Annotated in this window: 16 protein-coding genes; 5 read left to right on the top strand and 11 right to left on the bottom strand. The window is 69.0% G+C overall.

Annotated elements, in window-relative coordinates:
• Nucleotides 1-65: 65 nt before the first annotated feature.
• A complete protein-coding gene (locus AC57B8_RS22445; protein WP_496480804.1) occupies nucleotides 66-3,677 on the bottom strand; it encodes an indolepyruvate ferredoxin oxidoreductase family protein in 3,612 nt (1,203 codons plus the stop codon).
• A 178-nt stretch (nucleotides 3,678-3,855) separates the two neighbouring features.
• On the opposite strand from AC57B8_RS22445, the gene AC57B8_RS22440 reads away from it, so the two are divergent.
• Nucleotides 3,856-4,332 carry an Lrp/AsnC family transcriptional regulator gene (locus AC57B8_RS22440; protein WP_062478228.1) on the top strand — a complete coding sequence of 159 codons (477 nt, stop codon included), beginning with the start codon at nucleotides 3,856-3,858 and terminating at the stop codon, nucleotides 4,330-4,332.
• Nucleotides 4,333-4,405: 73 nt separating this feature from the next.
• Here the strand turns inward: AC57B8_RS22440 and AC57B8_RS22435 are convergent, their stop codons facing one another.
• The 4 genes from AC57B8_RS22435 to AC57B8_RS22420 form a co-directional block, all read right to left on the bottom strand.
• A complete protein-coding gene (locus AC57B8_RS22435) occupies nucleotides 4,406-4,765 on the bottom strand; it encodes a hypothetical protein (protein ID WP_307695214.1) in 360 nt (119 codons plus the stop codon).
• 97 nt (nucleotides 4,766-4,862) lie between these two features.
• Nucleotides 4,863-5,252 (bottom strand): roadblock/LC7 domain-containing protein, encoded by a 390-nt coding sequence (locus AC57B8_RS22430; RefSeq protein ID WP_492737467.1) that lies wholly within the window; start codon nucleotides 5,250-5,252, stop codon nucleotides 4,863-4,865.
• Nucleotides 5,249-5,791: a GTP-binding protein gene (locus AC57B8_RS22425; RefSeq protein WP_496480803.1), complete on the bottom strand. Its 543-nt coding sequence runs from the start codon at nucleotides 5,789-5,791 to the stop codon at nucleotides 5,249-5,251. The genes AC57B8_RS22430 and AC57B8_RS22425 overlap by 4 nt, the downstream gene beginning before the upstream one ends.
• Before the next feature lie 13 nt (nucleotides 5,792-5,804).
• The gene (locus tag AC57B8_RS22420; RefSeq protein ID WP_487847618.1) at nucleotides 5,805-6,449 is read right to left on the bottom strand and encodes a hypothetical protein; all 645 of its coding nucleotides are present in this window, start codon (nucleotides 6,447-6,449) and stop codon (nucleotides 5,805-5,807) included.
• A gap of 180 nt (nucleotides 6,450-6,629) precedes the next feature.
• Between AC57B8_RS22420 and AC57B8_RS22415 the strand changes: the two genes are divergently transcribed.
• The 4 genes from AC57B8_RS22415 to AC57B8_RS22400 all read left to right on the top strand — a co-directional run bounded on the left by AC57B8_RS22415 (nucleotide 6,630) and on the right by AC57B8_RS22400 (nucleotide 10,711).
• A complete protein-coding gene (locus AC57B8_RS22415) occupies nucleotides 6,630-7,352 on the top strand; it encodes a hypothetical protein (protein WP_496480802.1) in 723 nt (240 codons plus the stop codon).
• A gap of 80 nt (nucleotides 7,353-7,432) precedes the next feature.
• Nucleotides 7,433-8,191 (top strand): basic amino acid ABC transporter substrate-binding protein, encoded by a 759-nt coding sequence (locus AC57B8_RS22410; RefSeq protein WP_062479619.1) that lies wholly within the window; start codon nucleotides 7,433-7,435, stop codon nucleotides 8,189-8,191.
• 93 nt (nucleotides 8,192-8,284) lie between these two features.
• The gene (locus AC57B8_RS22405; protein ID WP_070063241.1) at nucleotides 8,285-9,055 is read left to right on the top strand and encodes an amino acid ABC transporter permease; all 771 of its coding nucleotides are present in this window, start codon (nucleotides 8,285-8,287) and stop codon (nucleotides 9,053-9,055) included.
• Nucleotides 9,056-9,085: 30 nt separating this feature from the next.
• Nucleotides 9,086-10,711 carry an MFS transporter gene (locus AC57B8_RS22400; protein ID WP_095950483.1) on the top strand — a complete coding sequence of 542 codons (1,626 nt, stop codon included), beginning with the start codon at nucleotides 9,086-9,088 and terminating at the stop codon, nucleotides 10,709-10,711.
• 9 nt (nucleotides 10,712-10,720) lie between these two features.
• Here AC57B8_RS22400 and AC57B8_RS22395 read toward each other — a convergent pair whose 3' ends face one another.
• From AC57B8_RS22395 to AC57B8_RS22370, 6 genes are read right to left on the bottom strand one after another with little or no spacing between them, the layout of a single operon-like run.
• The gene (locus AC57B8_RS22395) at nucleotides 10,721-11,044 is read right to left on the bottom strand and encodes a cytochrome C oxidase subunit IV family protein (RefSeq protein WP_062479625.1); all 324 of its coding nucleotides are present in this window, start codon (nucleotides 11,042-11,044) and stop codon (nucleotides 10,721-10,723) included.
• A gap of 11 nt (nucleotides 11,045-11,055) precedes the next feature.
• Nucleotides 11,056-11,751 carry a heme-copper oxidase subunit III family protein gene (locus AC57B8_RS22390; protein WP_496480801.1) on the bottom strand — a complete coding sequence of 232 codons (696 nt, stop codon included), beginning with the start codon at nucleotides 11,749-11,751 and terminating at the stop codon, nucleotides 11,056-11,058.
• A gap of 11 nt (nucleotides 11,752-11,762) precedes the next feature.
• Nucleotides 11,763-12,380 carry a cytochrome c oxidase subunit 3 family protein gene (locus tag AC57B8_RS22385; protein WP_307582194.1) on the bottom strand — a complete coding sequence of 206 codons (618 nt, stop codon included), beginning with the start codon at nucleotides 12,378-12,380 and terminating at the stop codon, nucleotides 11,763-11,765.
• Complete coding sequence (ctaD, locus tag AC57B8_RS22380; RefSeq protein WP_496480800.1) at nucleotides 12,377-14,170, bottom strand: cytochrome c oxidase subunit I; 1,794 nt, start codon at nucleotides 14,168-14,170, stop codon at nucleotides 12,377-12,379. Before ctaD ends, AC57B8_RS22385 begins: the two co-directional genes overlap by 4 nt.
• Nucleotides 14,167-15,336 (bottom strand): cytochrome c oxidase subunit II, encoded by a 1,170-nt coding sequence (locus AC57B8_RS22375; protein ID WP_496480799.1) that lies wholly within the window; start codon nucleotides 15,334-15,336, stop codon nucleotides 14,167-14,169. Before AC57B8_RS22375 ends, ctaD begins: the two co-directional genes overlap by 4 nt.
• Before the next feature lie 57 nt (nucleotides 15,337-15,393).
• Nucleotides 15,394-15,909, bottom strand: a complete 516-nt coding sequence (locus tag AC57B8_RS22370; protein WP_062479635.1) for a hypothetical protein — start codon at nucleotides 15,907-15,909, stop codon at nucleotides 15,394-15,396.
• Nucleotides 15,910-15,914: the final 5 nt, after the last annotated feature.

The raw sequence follows: 15,914 nt of genomic DNA, 5'->3' as shown, positions 1-15,914 counted from the left end.
CTATCGTTTAAATAGCAAAGAGCGCCGCAGGGGCGCTCTTTGTCAGGGGAAACGGGCCTGGCGGATCAGGCCGCTGCGCGCTGCGCCTGGGGGTTGCGCCACTTGGCCATCAGCTCGGTCCAGCGGGTGCGGGCCGCCGCGAGGTTGCGCTCCTTCACGTGGCCATAGCCGCGGATCTGCTCCGGCAGCGCCGCGATCTCCAGCGCCAGCGCGTGGTTGTCGGCGCGCAGGCCCTTGAGCACTTCCTCGATGCTGGCGCGGTACTCGCCGATGAGGGCGCGCTCGGTCTTGCGCTCTTCGGTGCGGCCGAAGACATCGAGCGCCGTGCCGCGCAGGCCCTTGAGCTTCGCCAGGAAGCGGAAGCCCGTGAGCATCCAGGGGCCGAACTTCTGCTTCTGCAGCTGGCCCTTGGTGTTCTTCTTTGCCAGCAGCGGCGGCGCCAGGTGGTAGTTGAGCTTGTAGTCGCCCTCGAACATGCCCTCGACGCGGTCCAGGAAGCTGCGGTCGGTGTGCAGGCGGGCGACTTCGTACTCGTCCTTGTAGGCCATGAGCTTGAACAGGTAGCGGGCCACCGTTTCGGCCAGTCCCGTGCTCTTGCCGACGGCCGACTCGACCTGCTGCACGCGGCCGACGAAGGCCTTGTATTCCTCGGCGTAGGCGGCGTTCTGGTAGCCGGTCAGGAACTCGGCGCGACGAGCGACGAGGGCCTCGACCGTCTCGCGCTTCTTGAACTCGATGACCTGGCCCGGGCGCACGCGCTTTTGCAGCTCGTCCGGGCGCACGGCGGCCTGACGGCCCCACTCGAAGGCGGTCTTGTTGTTCTCGACGGCCACGGCGTTCAGCTCGATGGCGCGCATCAGCGACTCGTGCGCCAGCGGCACCCAGCCCTTCTGCCAGGCGTAGCCCAGGATCATCGGGTTGACGTAGATGGTGTCGCCCATCAGCGCGGTGGCGGCGGCATCGGCGTCGAAGGCGCCCAGGCCGTCGATGCCCACGGCGCGCGCAATTTCAGCGGCGCAGGCGTCTTCGGGGTTCTGCCAGTTGGCGTTGCGCACGAAGGCGGCCGTGGGCGCGCTGTGGCTGTTGAGCGCCACGTGCGTGCGCCCTTCGCGCATGCGCGCCATGGTCTCGGCGTTGATCGTGACCAGCGGGTCGCAGGCCAGGATCAGGTCGGCCGCCGCGGTGCCCACGCGGGTGGTGCGGATGTCGTCCTGCGTGTCGCCGATGAGCACGTGGCTCCAGGTGGCACCGCCCTTTTGCGCCAGACCCGCCGCGTCCTGCGTGACGATGCCCTTGGCCTCGATGTGCGCGGCCATGCCCAGCAGCTGGCCGATGGTGATCACGCCGGTGCCGCCGACGCCCGCCACCACCACGCCCCAGACCTTGCCGCCCGCGAGCGACGGAATGGCGGGCTCGGCCAGCAGGCCGAACTCGGCCGGCGTGGCCGCCTTGTTCTTGCCCTTCTTCTTGAGCTGGCCGCCCTCGACGGTGACGAAGCTCGGGCAGAAGCCCTTCAGGCAGCTCATGTCCTTGTTGCAGCTGCTCTGGTTGATGGTGCGCTTGCGGCCGAATTCGGTTTCCAGCGGCTCCACCGAGAGGCAGTTGCTCTGCACGCTGCAGTCGCCGCAGCCTTCGCAGACCAGCTCGTTGATGACCACGCGCTTGGCCGGATCGACGGCCGTGCCCCGCTTGCGGCGGCGGCGCTTTTCAGTGGCGCAAGTCTGGTCGTAGATGATGGCCGTGGTGCCGGACATAGCGCGGAACTCGCGCTGGATGTCGTCCAGCAGGTCGCGGTGCTTCACCTGCACGTGGTCGCCCGGAATGCTCACGCCCTCGTACTTCTCGGGCTCGTCGGTGACGATCACGACCTTCTTCGCGCCTTCGGCGTGCAGGCTCTCGGCGATCTGCAGCACCGAGTGGCCCTCGGGGCGCTCGCCGACCTGTTGGCCGCCGGTCATGGCGACCGCGTCGTTGTAGAGGATCTTGTAGGTGATGTTCACGCCCGCCGCGATGCTCTGGCGAATCGCCAGCAGGCCGCTGTGGAAGTACGTGCCGTCGCCCAGGTTGGCGAAGATGTGCTGGTCGGTCGTGAAGGGCTGCTGGCCGACCCATGGCACGCCCTCGCCGCCCATCTGCGTGAAGCCGATGGTGGAGCGGTCCATCCAGGTCGCCATGAAGTGGCAGCCGATGCCGCCCATCGCGCGCGAGCCTTCGGGCACGACGGTGCTGGTGTTGTGCGGGCAGCCCGAGCAGAACCAGGGCTGGCGCGTGGCGTCGGCCACGCTGGTGGAGGCCTGCTGCACCACCATCGCGCGCTCCTTGGCCTCGAGGATGGCCAGTTGCGCGTCGATGCGCGCGGCCATGTCGGCGCCCGCGGCGGCCAAGAGGCCGGTCTTCTTCAGGCGCGCGGCGATGGCCTTGGCGATGAGCGCCGGGTTCAGGTCGGCGTTGGCGCGCAGCAGCGTGTGCGAGGTCGGGTTGGGCATCGACCATTCGCCGCCGGAGTAACCGTCGTCCGTGGAGCTGGCGCCTTCGTCGAACTTGCCGACCACGTTGGGGCGCACGTCGGAGCGCCAGTTGTAGAGCTCTTCCTTCAGCTGGTACTCGATGACCTGGCGCTTCTCCTCGACCACCAGAATCTCTTGCAGGCCGGTGGCGAACTCGCGCGTGAGCTGCGCCTCCAGCGGCCACACCACGCCCACCTTGTGCAGGCGGATGCCCAGCTGGCGGCAGGCCGCGTCGTCCAGGCCCAGGTCGATGAGCGCCTGGCGCGTGTCGTTGTAGGCCTTGCCGCTGGCCATGATGCCGAAGCGGTCGTTCGGGCCTTCGATCACGTTGTGGTTCAGGCGGTTGGCGCGGATGTAGGCCAGCGCGGCGTACCACTTGTAGTGCATGAGCCGGGCTTCCTGCTCCAGCGCATGGTCGGGCCAGCGGATGTGCAGGCCGCCGGGCGGCATCTCGAAGTCGGTGGGAATGACGATGTCGACGCGCTCGGGGTCGATCATGGCCGTGGCGCTGGACTCGACGATCTCCTGGATCGTCTTCATGCCCGACCACACGCCCGAGAAGCGGCTCAGTGCGAAGGCGTGGATGCCCAGGTCCAGGATTTCCTGCACGTTGGCCGGGAAGAACACCGGCGTGCCGCAGGCCTTGAAGATGTGGTCGCTCTGGTGCGCGGCCGTGCTGCTCTTGGAGATGTGGTCGTCGCCCGCCACCGCGATCACGCCGCCCCAGGCGGTGGTGCCGGCCATGTTGGCGTGCTTGAAGACGTCGGAGCAGCGGTCCACGCCCGGGCCCTTGCCGTACCAGATACCGAAGACGCCGTCGAACTTGTTGGTGCCCTGCGGCGAGAAGCCCAGCTGCTGCGTGCCCCACAGCGCCGTGGCCGCAAGCTCTTCGTTCACGCCGGGCTGGAAGACGATGTTCTGTTCCTTGAGGAACTTGCTGGCTTTCCACAGCGCCTGGTCGTAGCCGCCGAGCGGGGAGCCGCGGTAGCCGCTGATGAAGCCGGCGGTGTTCTTGCCGACCTGCTTGTCGCGCAGGCGCTGCAGCATCGGCAGCTTGACCAGGGCCTGGACCCCGCTCATGAAGGCGCGCCCGTAGTCGAGGCTGTATTTGTCGTCGAGCGTGACGGTTTCTAGCGCGCGGCGAATGTGCTCGGGCAGCGGGGCGTTCATGTTCTCTGTCTCCGTATTGGCAGGGCTTTGTGGGCCTGGCTGAGGGGTGTGGGTCTGTGCCCGGTAGGGCGCAAGCCCATGGTGACGCAAAGTGTATGCCGGGGTCTGCGACAGGTGTTTGCGTTTTTTGCCTCGGAAAAACGACTTTCAGAAAAAATCTTGCTTAACATCCACCCCTATGGAAAGCATTGACAAGTTCGACCTCGCTATCCTGCAAGAACTGCAGACCGATGGCCGCCTCACGAACGCCGAGCTGGCGCAGCGCGTGGGCCTGTCGGCGGCGCCCTGCTGGCGCCGCGTGCGGGCGCTGGAAGACGCCGGCTTCATCAAGGGCTACCGCGCCGAGATCGACCGCCACAAGATCGGGCTGGGCGTGCTCGCCTTCGTGCGCGTGGACACCGAGCGCGTCACCCACGAAGCCACGCGCAAGCTCGAAGACGCGATCCGCAAGATGCCCGAGGTGGTGGCCTGCCACTACATCAGCGGCACCGGCACCTTCGAGTTGCAGGTGGTGGCGCAGGACCTGAACGGTTTCTCGGCCTTCGCGCGGCAGAACCTCATGAACCTGCCGAACGTGAAAGACCTGCACACCAGCTTCTCGCTGGGCGAGGTGAAGGCCAACAGCGCGCTGCCGCTGGGGCACCTGGCGAAGTAGCCGCCTTTTAAAAAGAAAAGGGCCGCCTCCCGCGAGGGAGCCGGCCCGACGGCGATGCGCCCTGGCGGACTGATTAGAAGGTGATGTCCTTCTCGACGTCCTGCAGCTTGCGGCGGGCCAGCGCCAGGTTCGACTTCGCCTTGTCGAGCACGAAATAGATGAACACGCCTTCCTTCTGCGCCATCGGGCGCAGCAGGTGGTACTGCTTGCCCAGCGTGATGAGGATGTCTTCGATGGTGTCGCTCAGGCCCAGCGCGCGCATCGTCTTGAGCTTGGCGCGCATCACTTCGGTGTTGCCGGCGGCGGCCACTTCGAGGTCCACGCCGGTGCCGGCGGCGCCCAGCATCATGCCGCTGGCGGAATCGACCACGGCAGCGCACAGGGCGCCGTCGGCGGTCAGGAGGGTGTCGAGGCTGGTCTGGATCGAGGCCATGTCAGTAAGTCCTGTGAGTGAAATTCATGCGAATGAAAAAAGAGGGTGGAGACGTCGCATGCCAATCCGTCCCCGCCTGTGAATTCGTAGCCAGAACCTAGAGCTGCGGCGCCTCGAGCGCCCGCACGCAGGCCGCCGTGCGGTACATCGCCTGCGCGAGCACCGCGTCGGCGTCGGCGATGACGTTCACCACCAGCGAGGTCTCGCCGCTGTGCACCGGGCTGACGAGCGCAAAGCCGTTGTCGGTCGCGACCGTGATGCAGGTGCAGCGGCCCAGGCGCGCCTCCTGCGACACCACGGCACCGATGGCGGCGATCGAGCTGGCCATGGCGGCGATGCGCGCGGGCTCGACGTCGCGCCGCGCGACGCTGGCGATCTCGAAGCCGTCGGGCGTGGCGATCACCACCGAAGCGACGCCCGTGACCTCGTCGAGCACGCGGCGGGCCTCGACCGCGGCGCGCAGCTTCAGGGCGTGGGGGATCTTCATGGCGCGGCCTCCTCGTCGAGCACTTCGATCTGCATCAGCAGCGTCTCGATCAGCGCGACCACGTCGTCCTTGCGGCGCGGATCGACCGCCAGCAGCGGCAGCACGAGCCCGCGCGCCGCCAGGGCCTGCGCGTAGTCGTCCAGCGTGGGGGTGGGGTGCGACGGCAGGCGGCTCACGCCCACGGCGCAGGGCATGCGCTCGAGTGCGCCGGCGAAGCCGTCCAGGTACTGGGCCAGGTCGGCCATCGGGTCGGGGCGGCTGTTGTCCAGCAGGATCGCCAGGCCCAGCGCATCGCGCACCAGGATCTTCCACATGAAGTCGAAGCGGCTCTGGCCCGGCGTGCCGTACAGGCGCAGCCGGTCGCCGTTGTCCAGCGTGACCTGGCCGAAGTCGAGCCCCACCGTGGTGGTGGCCTTGGCGACCGAGATGTCGGCGTTGGCGACCTCGGTGGCGATCGGCGCGGTCTCGCTGATGGCCGCGATGGCCGTGGTCTTGCCCACGCCCATCGGGCCCGTGAAGACGAGCTTGAAGTCCCTCATGCCGGCGCCCCGTTCAGGCCAGCCCGAGGCGTCGGCGGATGCGCGAGAGCAGGCCCCGCTTGTGCTGCGCGGCCTCGCCGCCGGCGCCAGCCCCCGAGGGGCGCGGCGCGCGGGCTTCTTCCGACCAGGTCAGCGCGCCTTCTTCCTCCAGCAGGCCGAGGAAGGTGCTGCACTCCTGCACGTCGATGCGGCCCAGCACGCTGAGGCTTTCGGCCGACTGCGCGCTCTTGGACAGGGCCGCCGCCAGCCGCACGTAGATCGGATGGCGCTGCAGGGTCACCTGCGAGGGCCAGCGGATCAGCGAGGCGCGCGCGCGGATCGAGCGCACCATGGCGCGCGCCGCGTCGCCCGAGGCCCCGCTGGGCGCGACCTGGTTGAGCAGCGCGACCAGCTCTTCCGCGTAGATGGGACGTGCCAGCGTGCGGCGCGCGGGCGCGGCAGCCACGGCCTCGCCGCGCGCCACCATCGGCACCACGAAGCGCGCGGACGGCGTCTGCCGCTCGGCGGCCGGCGCATCGCCGTCCACCAGCAACAGGTCGCAGGGCTGCGACTCGCTGACCGTCCACAACGACCGGAGATTGGAGCTGAGGCGAACGATGATCCGCAGGAGCTCGACCTCGACCTGAGGGAGCCCCATGACGCCCAAAACCAATGGCATACCTTCTTCCCTGAGCAATTGTTTTTAATAGTTCCTTATTGTTATATGTGTTAACTAATTGATGCGTTGTGTATCGAGTCGATGCCCAAATTTGGACGCGCACCGAGAAGTAACGCACACGCTGGGAGCGCCGGGCCGGCGGCGCGGCCCTTCGCGAGACCTCTGGGACACTGGGCCCCCATGAATCCCCAAGAAACCGGCCCACGGGCCCTGTCGCACCTGCACACCCTGGGCCTGCTGACCGACGCCGAACACGCGCAGGCGCTCGCGCACCCCGACCTGCCCAACACGCCGCTGCGCACCCCGAGCGAAGCGCTGGGCTGGGCGGCCGCCAAGGGCATCGTGGCGCCGGAGGCCCTGCCCGGCCTGCGCAGCCGCGCCGCTCCCGGCGCGCAAGACGAGGCGCACCGCACCGTGGCGAACGCCGTGGCCATGGTCAGCGGCCAGGCGCCGGCCTGGGTGCTGCTCGAGATCAGCCTCATGGCGAACCGCCTGGAAGACGGCGTGACCGAGAGCGCCCTCGATCAACTGCAGGCGCTGCAGTTGATCGATCCTGCGCAGCACGCACAGGCCTTCAGCCTGCTGCCCGCCCAGGAACCCGAATGGGCGGCGCCCGCCTCGCCGGCCGCCACGCTGGCCTGGGCCGTGCGCACCGGCGTGCTGACGCCGGCGCAGCTGCAGACCCTCGCATCGCCGATGTCCGCGGTCTCGCCGGAAGGCCGGCAGGTCGTGGCCGATGCGCTCGTCCGCACGGAGCGCAGCAGTGGCGGGCGCACGAAGACCGTGCGCACCCACAGCGTGACGTGGAGTTCCACTGGCGCCTCCGGCTCGCCCCGCGCGGGCAAGGTGATCGCCGTCGTGGCCGTGGTGGCGGTCGCGCTCTACTTCCTGTTCGCCCGGTAGGCGGCAAGGGGTCCCGATAGCGACCGCCTAAAATGCTCGCCCACCGCTTCCCGCCGGGCGGCAAGACACAAGGACCCCGAATGAACTCTCTACGCCGTGCCCTGGCCCTCGGCCTCGCTGCCGCCACGCTCGCCTTCGGTGCCCAGGCCCAGAACCGCGAACTCACCGTGGCCTCCAGCGCCACCTACGCGCCGTTTGCCTTCGAGAACAAGGACAAGCAGATCGTCGGCTTCGACATCGACATCATCAACGCCATCGCCAAGCAGCAGGGCCTGAAGATCAAGATCGTCAACACGCCCTTCACCGGCATCTTCGGCGCGCTGAACAACGGTGACGTCGACCTCGTGATCTCGGGCGTCACCATCAACGAGAAGCGCAAGCAGAGCTACGACTTCACGCCGCCGTACTTCGCGGCGCGCCAGCTGATCGCGCTGCCGAAGAACAGCACCGTGGCCTCGCTGAAGGACCTCACGGGCAAGAAGATCGCCGTGGTCAGCGCCTCCACCGCCGACGACATCGCCTCGCGCGAGTTCGGCAAGACCAGCCCCAACATCCGCCGCTTCGAGAGCACGCCGCTCATCATTTCCGAGCTGGCCGGCGGCGGCGTCGATGCCGCCATGGGTGACAACGGCGTGATCGCCTACCGCGTGGCGCAACACCCCGAGCTGAAGACGCTGGACGACAAGTCCTTCCCCGAAGAGGGCTTCGGCATCGTCGTGAAGAAGGGCGACAAGGCGCTGCTCGACAAGCTGTCGGCCGGCCTGGCGGCCATCCGCGCCGACGGCAGCTACGTGACGATCTACAAGAAGTGGTTCAACAAGGACCCGAACGTGCGCTGAGCCGCACGGCATTTTCCTGAACACGGCCGCCCTCACGCGGCCGTTTCGTTTTTCCGCTGACCGACAGATAGACAGAGAGTTGAGGACGCAAGCATGGAACAACCAGTGCTGCTTTTCGGATGGTTCCGCTGGGACATCCTCGTGGAATACAAGGACCTGTTCTGGCAGGGCGCCTGGATGACGCTGCGCATGACCGTGGTCTGCGTGCTGCTGGGCGCGAGCTGGGGCCTGTGCCTGGCGCTGGCGCGGCTGGCGCAGGCGCGCCACGCACCGTGGACCTGGGTCACACGCCTGCTGCTGCGCTGGCCCGCCACGGTGTACGTGAGCTTCTTCCGGGGCACGCCGCTGTTCGTGCAGATCCTGCTCATCCACTTCGCGGTGATGCCGGTGTTCATCCACCCGAGCACGGGCATCCTGATCGACGGCGAGCTCGCGCGCACGCTCAAGCAGGAGCACGGCGCCCTCATCTCGGGCGTGGTCGCGCTCACGCTGAACTCGGCGGCCTACATCTCCGAAGTGTTCCGCGCCGGCATCCAGTCGATCTCGCGCGGGCAGTTCGACGCCGGCCGCTCGCTGGGCCTGAGTCCCGCGCAGGTGATGCGCTACGTGGTGCTGCCGCAGGCCTTTCGCCGCATGCTGCCGCCGCTGGGCAACAACGCGATCGCGCTGCTCAAGGACACCTCGCTGGTGTCGGCCATCGGCCTGGCCGAGCTGGCCTACGCCGCGCGCACCGTGGCCGGCGCCTATGCGCGCTACTGGGAGCCGTACCTGGCGATCTCGGTGGTGTACTGGGTGATGACGCTGGTGCTGACCACGCTGCTGCGCCGGCTGGAACACCGTCTCGCGCGCAGCGACCGGGGTTAGGCGCGCCGCCTCGCGCCACAATAGCGCGACATGCCGCCCATATCCCCCGAAGAGACACCCCTCCCGCCGGCCCGGCCACAGCCCTCGAACCTCGCGGCGCTCGAGCCCCTGAAGCTCCCCGTGTTCCGCATGCTGTGGAGCACCTGGCTCATCGCCAACATCTGCATGTGGATGAACGATGTGGCGGCGGCGTGGATGATGACCTCGCTGACCACCTCGCCGATCTGGGTCGCGCTGGTGCAGTCGGCCTCCACCCTGCCGGTGTTCCTGCTCGGCCTGCCCAGCGGCGCGCTGGCCGACATCCTCGATCGCCGGCGCTGGCTGGTGGCCACGCAGTTCTGGCTGGCCGGCACCGCCGTGGTGCTGTGCGCCGCCATCGCGCTCGACGTGATGACCGCGCCGCTGCTGCTGGCGCTCACCTTCGCCAACGGCATCGGGCTGGCGCTGCGCTGGCCGGTGTTCTCGGCCATCGTGCCCGAGCTCGTTCCGCGCCAACAGCTGCCGGCGGCGCTGGGCCTGAACGGCATCGCCATGAACGCCTCGCGCATCGTCGGCCCGCTCACGGCCGGCATGCTGATCGCGAGCGCGGGCAGCGTGTGGGTGTTCGCGCTCAACGCGGTGCTGTCGGTGGCCTCGGGCTTCGTGGTGCTGCGCTGGCGCCGCGAGCACACGCCCAACCCGCTGGGGCGCGAGAAGCTCATCAGCGCGATGCGCGTGGGCGTGCAGTTCGTGCGCCAGTCGCAGCGCATGCGCGCGGTGCTCACGCGCGTGTCGCTGTTCTTCTTCCATTCGACGGCGCTGCTGGCGCTGCTGCCGCTGCTGGCACGCAACCTCCAGGGCGGCGGTGCCGGCACCTTCACGCTGCTGCTGGCCGCCATGGGCACGGGCGCGATCATCGCGGTGCTGTTCCTGCCGCGGCTGCGCCAGGCGCTCGGGCGCGACCAACTGGTGCTGCGTGGCGCCATGCTGCAGTCGGCCGCCACGGCCGTGATGGCCGTGGCGCCCAACGCCTGGGTCGCGGTGCCGGCGATGTTCTTCGGCGGCATGGCGTGGATCACGGTGGCCAACTCGCTGTCGGTGTCGGCCCAGCTGGCGCTGCCCGACTGGGTGCGCGCGCGCGGCATGTCGACCTACCAGATGGCGATCATGGGCGCGAGTGCGATCGGCGCGGCGCTGTGGGGCCAGGTGGCCACCGTCACGTCGCTGAAGCTGAGCCTGGCCATCGCCGCCGTGAGCGGCACGCTGCTGATGCTGGCGGCCATGCGCTGGGTGACCGACGTGAGCGGCGAAGACGACGTGCGCCCCGCCCAGGCCGGTTGGGCCACCGGCCCGCCGGCCGAGGCGCCGCAGGAAGACGGCCGCGTGGTGATCACGGTCGAGTACCTGATCGACCCGTCGCGCGCCGCGGCCTTCCACCTCGTGATGCAGCAGACCCGGCGCGCGCGCCTGGGCCAGGGCGCCATCGGCTGGGAGCTGCTGCACGACATCGCGCAGCCCGAACGCTACGTGGAGCAGATCGTGGACGAGTCGTGGACCGACCACCTGCGCCGCTTCAACCGCGCCACCGCCGCCGACATGGCGCTGCGCGAACGCCGCCTGGCCTTCCACCTGGGCGAGTCGCCGCCGGTGATCACGCGCTTCGTGGTGCGGCGCTGAGCAGGGCCGTCAGCGGAAGAACGCCAGCCGCGCGAGGAAGGTGTGGTCGGCCTCCGCCGCCATCAGCCCGACCAGCACCAAAAGGCACAGCGGCGGCAGCAGGATCGCGTAGACCAGCGCCATCCGCTCCCACGCCATGTGCATGAAGACCGCGACGATGAGCCCGGCCTTCAGCAGCATGAAGACGATGATCAGGCCCCAGCGCAGGTAGCTCTGCACATGGAAGTAGTCGACCATGTACGACATCGCGCTGAGCACGAACAGGAGCCCCCAGATCTTCAGGTACAGGCCGATCGGGTGCTGCTGGCCGGTGGTGGCGTGGGTGGTGTTCATGATGATGGTCCTCACCAGAGATAGAACAGCGCGAAGATGAAGACCCACACCAGGTCCACGAAGTGCCAGTACAGGCCCACGATCTCGACCACCTGGTAGTTGCCGGCCTTGTCGTAGTCGCCGCGAATGAGCTTGAAGGCCACCGCGAACAGCAGCACCACGCCGGCCGACACGTGCAGCCCGTGGAAGCCCGTGATCATGAAGAAGGCCGCGCCGAACTGCGCCGCGCCCATCGGGTTGCCCCAGGGCCGCACGCCCTCCTCGAGGATCAGCTTGGACCACTCGAAGGCCTGCATGCCCACAAAGAGCTCGCCGAAGGTGGCGGTCACGAGCATCAGCGTGGCGGCGTTCACGCGGTCGCCGCGGTAGGCGAAGTTGACCGCCATCGCCATCGTGCCGCTGCTGCTGATGAGCACGAAGGTCATGATCGCGATCAGCAAAAGCGGCACGTCGGCCCCGCCCACGTGCAGCGCGAACACCTCGCTCGGGTTCGGCCAGGCCACGGTGGTCGAGACGCGCACCGTCATGTAGCCCGTGAGGAAGCAGCTGAAGATGAAGATGTCGCTCAGCAGGAAGATCCACATCATCGCCTTGCCCCACGAGACGTGGAAGGCCTGGCGGTCGGACGACCAGTCGGCCACCAGGCCGCGCCAGCCGCTCGTGGCGACGGCGGGGCCGGTGAGGGTTGCTGCAGTGCTGGAGTTCATGCGAAGCCTCCTCACGCCGTGCCGCAGAGGACGCGCGCCACCTCCGGCGTCACCCACCCCAGCAGCGCGAACAGCGCCAGCCACACGGCCAGCATGAAGTGCCAGTAGCGCGCGCACAGCGCGATGCGCCATCCGGCCCGGGCGGGGTCGGCCCACGCGACGCGCGCCGCCATCGCCCACCCGACGAGGCCGCCCGCCAGGTGCAGCCCGTGCATGGCGGTCAGCAGGTAGAAGAAGCTGCCCGACGGGTTGCCGGCCGGCAGCACCTGCGCGTGCGCCATCGCGGCCCAGGCCCACAGCTGCACGCCGAGGAAGCCCACGGCGCACAGGCCGCCGGCCAGCAGCAGGCGGCGCATGCGCGCCGGGTCCACGCGGCGCGAGGCGGCTTCCAGCGCCACGCTGCCCGCCACCAGCAGCGCCGAGCTGAGCCACAGCTGCCACGGCAGCGCGAGCGCGACCGCGTCGCCGCTGCTCATGCGCATCACGTAGGCCACGGTGAACAGGGAGAACAGCGCGGTGACCACGCCCATGAAGACCCACAGGCCGATGCCCGCCGCGCTCGCGTGCGCGTCGCGCAGCCGCACGTCGCGGGGCAGGCCGCGCAGGCGCAGGGCGGCGTCCGCGTTCATGCCGGGGCTCCGCGCGCGCCGCTCACCGGCACGTCGTCCTTGTCGTCGCTCGCCTGCGGCGGTGCGTTCTGCGCGATGAAGTCTTCCGCCGCGCCCGCCACGCCGTAGGCGTAGGCCCAGCGGTAGGCCACGGGCAGCCGCGGCCCCCAGTTGCCGTGGCCGGGCGGCGTCTCGGGTGTCTGCCATTCGAGCGAGGCGGCACGCCACGGGTTGGCGCCGGCCGGCCGGCCGCGCCAGGCGCTCCAGGCCAGGTTGACGATGAAGAGCAGCTGCGCCGCGCCGACCACCAGCGCGACCACGGTGATGAACTCGTTCAGGCTGAAGGCCGACGGCGGAATGAACTTGTAGCCGTCGAAGTTGTAGTAGCGCCGCGGCATGCCCAGCACGCCCAGGTAGTGCATCGGGAAATAGATCGCGTAGGTGCCCAGGAAGGTGATCCAGAAATGCAGCCGGCCGAGCCGGTCGTCCAGCATGCGCCCGGTGATCTTGGGGAACCAGTGGTAGATGCCGCCGAACACCACCAACAGCGGCGCCACGCCCATCACCATGTGGAAGTGCGCCACCACGAAGTAGGTGCCCGACAGCGGGATGTCCACGCTCACGTTGCCCAGGAAGAGGCCCGTGAGCCCGCCGATGACGAAGGTGCACACGAAGGCCAGCGCGAACAGCATCGGCACCGACAGGTGGATGTCGCCGCGCCACAGCGTGAGCAGCCAGTTGTAGACCTTGATCGCGGTGGGCACCGCGATGACCAGCGTGGTGGTGGCGAAGAAGAAGCCGAAGTACGGGTTCATGCCGCTCACGAACATGTGGTGCGCCCACACCACCACGCTGAGCCCGCCGATGGCCACGATGGCCCACACCATCGTGCGGTAGCCGAAGATGCGCTTGCGCGCGTGCACGCTGATCAGGTCCGACACGATGCCGAAGGCCGGCAGCGCCACGATGTAGACCTCGGGGTGGCCGAAGAACCAGAACAGGTGCTGGAACAGCAGCGGGCTGCCGCCCTTGTGGCCCGACAGCTGCCCCATCGACACCAGCGCCGGCATGAAGAAGCTGGTGCCCACCGTGCGGTCCAGCAGCAGCATCACGCCGCTGACGAACAGCGCCGGAAAACCCAGCAGCGCCAGCACCGTGGCCACGAAGATGCCCCACACCGTGAGCGGCATGCGCAGCAGCGTCATGCCCCGGCAGCGCGCCTGCAGCACGGTGGTCGCGTAGTTCAGGCCGCCCATGGTGGTGGCCACGATGAAGATCAGCAGCGACACCAGCATCAGCACGATGCCGCCGCCATGGCCCGGCGTGCCGGGCAGGATCGACTGCGGCGGGTACAGCGTCCAGCCCGCGCCGGTGGGGCCGCCCGCGACGAAGAAGCTCGCCATCAGCACCACCACCGACAGCAGGTAGACCCAGAAGCTCAGCATGTTGAGGTAGGGGAACACCATGTCGCGCGCCCCCACCATGAGCGGGATCAGGTAGTTGCCGAAGCCGCCGAGGAACAGCGCCGTGAGCAGGTAGATCACCATGATCATCCCGTGCATGGTCACGAACTGGTAGTAGCGCTCGGCGTTGATGAACTCGAACTGGCCCGGAAAGCCCAGCTGCAGTCGCATCAGGTTGGACAGCACCAGGCCGACCACGCCCACCGCGATGGCGGTGCAGGCGTACTGCACGGCGATCACCTTGTGGTCCTGGCTCCAGACGTAGCGGCGCAGGAAACCCTGCGGCGCCGGGTGACCGCCATCGTCGTGTTCGTCGTCGGCGGGGGTGAGCACAGCAGCGTCGGTCATCGCGCGGCCTTCTGTTCGGTGGCAGCCTGCGCCGGCGGGCTGCCCAGACTCTGGATGTAGGCCACCAGCGCGGCCAGTTCCTCGTCGCTCAGGTCGATCTTCGGCATCACCGGCGGGAAGCCCTTCACGTGGCGCGCCTGCGGGTCGCGGATGAAGCTGCGCAGGTAGGCCTCGTCGACCAGCGCGGTGCTGCCGTCGGCCATCGACTCGGTCTTGCCGTACAGGCCCTTCCAGGTCGGCCCCACGCGTGTGCTGCCGTCGATGGTGTGGCAGGCCACGCAGCCCTTGGCGTCGGCCAGCGCGCGGCCCTGGTCGACACGGCCGCCACCGCCGGCCGGTGCCTGGGCAGCCTGCGCCGCCTTGGCCGCTTGCGCCAGCTGCATCGCGCCGAAGGTCGGCAGCGCCGTGCGCCAGGCGTCGTAGGCCGCCGCGTCCTCCACCACCACGAAGCCGCGCATGTTCGGATGGCCCACGCCGCACAGCTGCGCGCACAGCGCCTCGTAGCGGCCCGCGACGGTGGGCGTGAACCAGAAGCGGCTGACCTGCCCCGGCACGATGTTCATGCGGGCGCGGATGGGTGGCACGAAGAAGTCGTGCAGCACGTCGTGGGAGCGCATCAGCACCAGCACCGGCTGGCCGATCGGCAGGTGCACCTCGTCGCCGGGGACCAGCAGGTCGTCCCGCCCCGCCGCGTCGGCCGGGTCGAGCCCGAAGGGGTTGGCGGCGCTGACGAAGCGCGCGTCGGTCGCGCCCAGCTTGCCGTCCGCGCCCGGCAGGCGAAAGCGCCACTGCCACTGCTGGCCCAGCACCTCGAGCACGCGCGCGTCATGCGGCGTGCGCACGTAGTTCGCGTACACCACGAGGCCGGGCGCCAGCAGCGCCATGATGCCGGCGGTGGTGCCGCCGATGAGCCAGCGCTCCAGCGTGCGGCTCTCGGGCGCATGCGGCGCCACGCGGCGCCCCTCGCGGTGGCGAAAGCGCACCACGGTGTAGGCGAGGAACAGGTTGATGACGACGAAGAACAGGCCGGTGATGAGCAGCGTGATGGTCAGCGTGTCGTCCATGCGCTGCCAGTTGGAGGCCAGCGGCGTCGTCCACCACGGGTTGACGACGTGGAACGCCACCGAGGCCACCACGATGAGCAACAGGACGACGGCGATGGTCATGTGCTGCGCTCCCTGGGGTGGCCATCGTGGGGTCCGGGAGTCGCATGCGCGGCGGCTTCAGCGGATCGCCGGAATCCGCGGCTCTTCGCCCTCGAAGCGGGCCTCGGGGTGCGTGGCCTCCAGCATCGCCTCGACCTCGCGCACGCGCGACGGCGGCAGGTCGACCATCAACAGGACCTGGCCCTGCGCGATGGCGCTTTCGAAGCGCGCCAGCCGCGGGCTCGGGATCGACACGCCGACCATGGTGGCCGACCAGGCGCCCACCACGCCGCCCAGCAGCGCCAGGCCCACGGCCACGGCCCATTCGGGCTCGTCGCCGAACACGGGGAACAGCAGCGCGGCCAGCAGCCCGACGACCACGCCGCAGGCGGTGCCGAGCACCCAGCCGGTCTTGGCGGCGTGAACGAGGTCGGAGGTCTGCCAGACGTTGGCCGCATGGAGCCCGGCCATGTCCTGGCCTTCGCGTGCGGCGAAATGCAGGTGCGCGATGTCGACACGCGCCTGCAGCAGATCGTGCATCGCCTGCCTGGCACTCGCCAGGTCCGGCAACAGCCAATAGATGCGTCTTTTCACGGCGC

Source organism: Variovorax sp. BGA-UO-ETr-C22 (assembly GCF_059567965.1).
Note: the sequence above shows the minus strand (reverse complement) of the source record. Positions and strands in the feature narration are given on the sequence as shown.

Bases quoted from the DNA above. Each gene is read 5' to 3' on its own strand.
- AC57B8_RS22440 (WP_062478228.1), top strand. From the start codon at position 3,856: ATGGAAAGCATTGACAAGTTCGACCTCGCTATCCTGCAAGAACTGCAG.
- AC57B8_RS22395 (WP_062479625.1), bottom strand. From the start codon at position 11,044: ATGAACACCACCCACGCCACCACCGGCCAGCAGCACCCGATCGGCCTG.
- AC57B8_RS22435 (WP_307695214.1), bottom strand. From the start codon at position 4,765: ATGGCCTCGATCCAGACCAGCCTCGACACCCTCCTGACCGCCGACGGC.
- AC57B8_RS22415 (WP_496480802.1), top strand. From the start codon at position 6,630: ATGAATCCCCAAGAAACCGGCCCACGGGCCCTGTCGCACCTGCACACC.
- ctaD (WP_496480800.1), bottom strand. From the start codon at position 14,170: ATGACCGACGCTGCTGTGCTCACCCCCGCCGACGACGAACACGACGAT.
- AC57B8_RS22400 (WP_095950483.1), top strand. From the start codon at position 9,086: ATGCCGCCCATATCCCCCGAAGAGACACCCCTCCCGCCGGCCCGGCCA.
- AC57B8_RS22405 (WP_070063241.1), top strand. From the start codon at position 8,285: ATGGAACAACCAGTGCTGCTTTTCGGATGGTTCCGCTGGGACATCCTC.
- AC57B8_RS22445 (WP_496480804.1), bottom strand. From the start codon at position 3,677: ATGAACGCCCCGCTGCCCGAGCACATTCGCCGCGCGCTAGAAACCGTC.
- AC57B8_RS22385 (WP_307582194.1), bottom strand. From the start codon at position 12,380: ATGAACGCGGACGCCGCCCTGCGCCTGCGCGGCCTGCCCCGCGACGTG.
- AC57B8_RS22410 (WP_062479619.1), top strand. From the start codon at position 7,433: ATGAACTCTCTACGCCGTGCCCTGGCCCTCGGCCTCGCTGCCGCCACG.
- AC57B8_RS22425 (WP_496480803.1), bottom strand. From the start codon at position 5,791: ATGAGGGACTTCAAGCTCGTCTTCACGGGCCCGATGGGCGTGGGCAAG.
- AC57B8_RS22390 (WP_496480801.1), bottom strand. From the start codon at position 11,751: ATGAACTCCAGCACTGCAGCAACCCTCACCGGCCCCGCCGTCGCCACG.
- AC57B8_RS22430 (WP_492737467.1), bottom strand. From the start codon at position 5,252: ATGAAGATCCCCCACGCCCTGAAGCTGCGCGCCGCGGTCGAGGCCCGC.
- AC57B8_RS22420 (WP_487847618.1), bottom strand. From the start codon at position 6,449: ATGCCATTGGTTTTGGGCGTCATGGGGCTCCCTCAGGTCGAGGTCGAG.
- AC57B8_RS22375 (WP_496480799.1), bottom strand. From the start codon at position 15,336: ATGACCATCGCCGTCGTCCTGTTGCTCATCGTGGTGGCCTCGGTGGCG.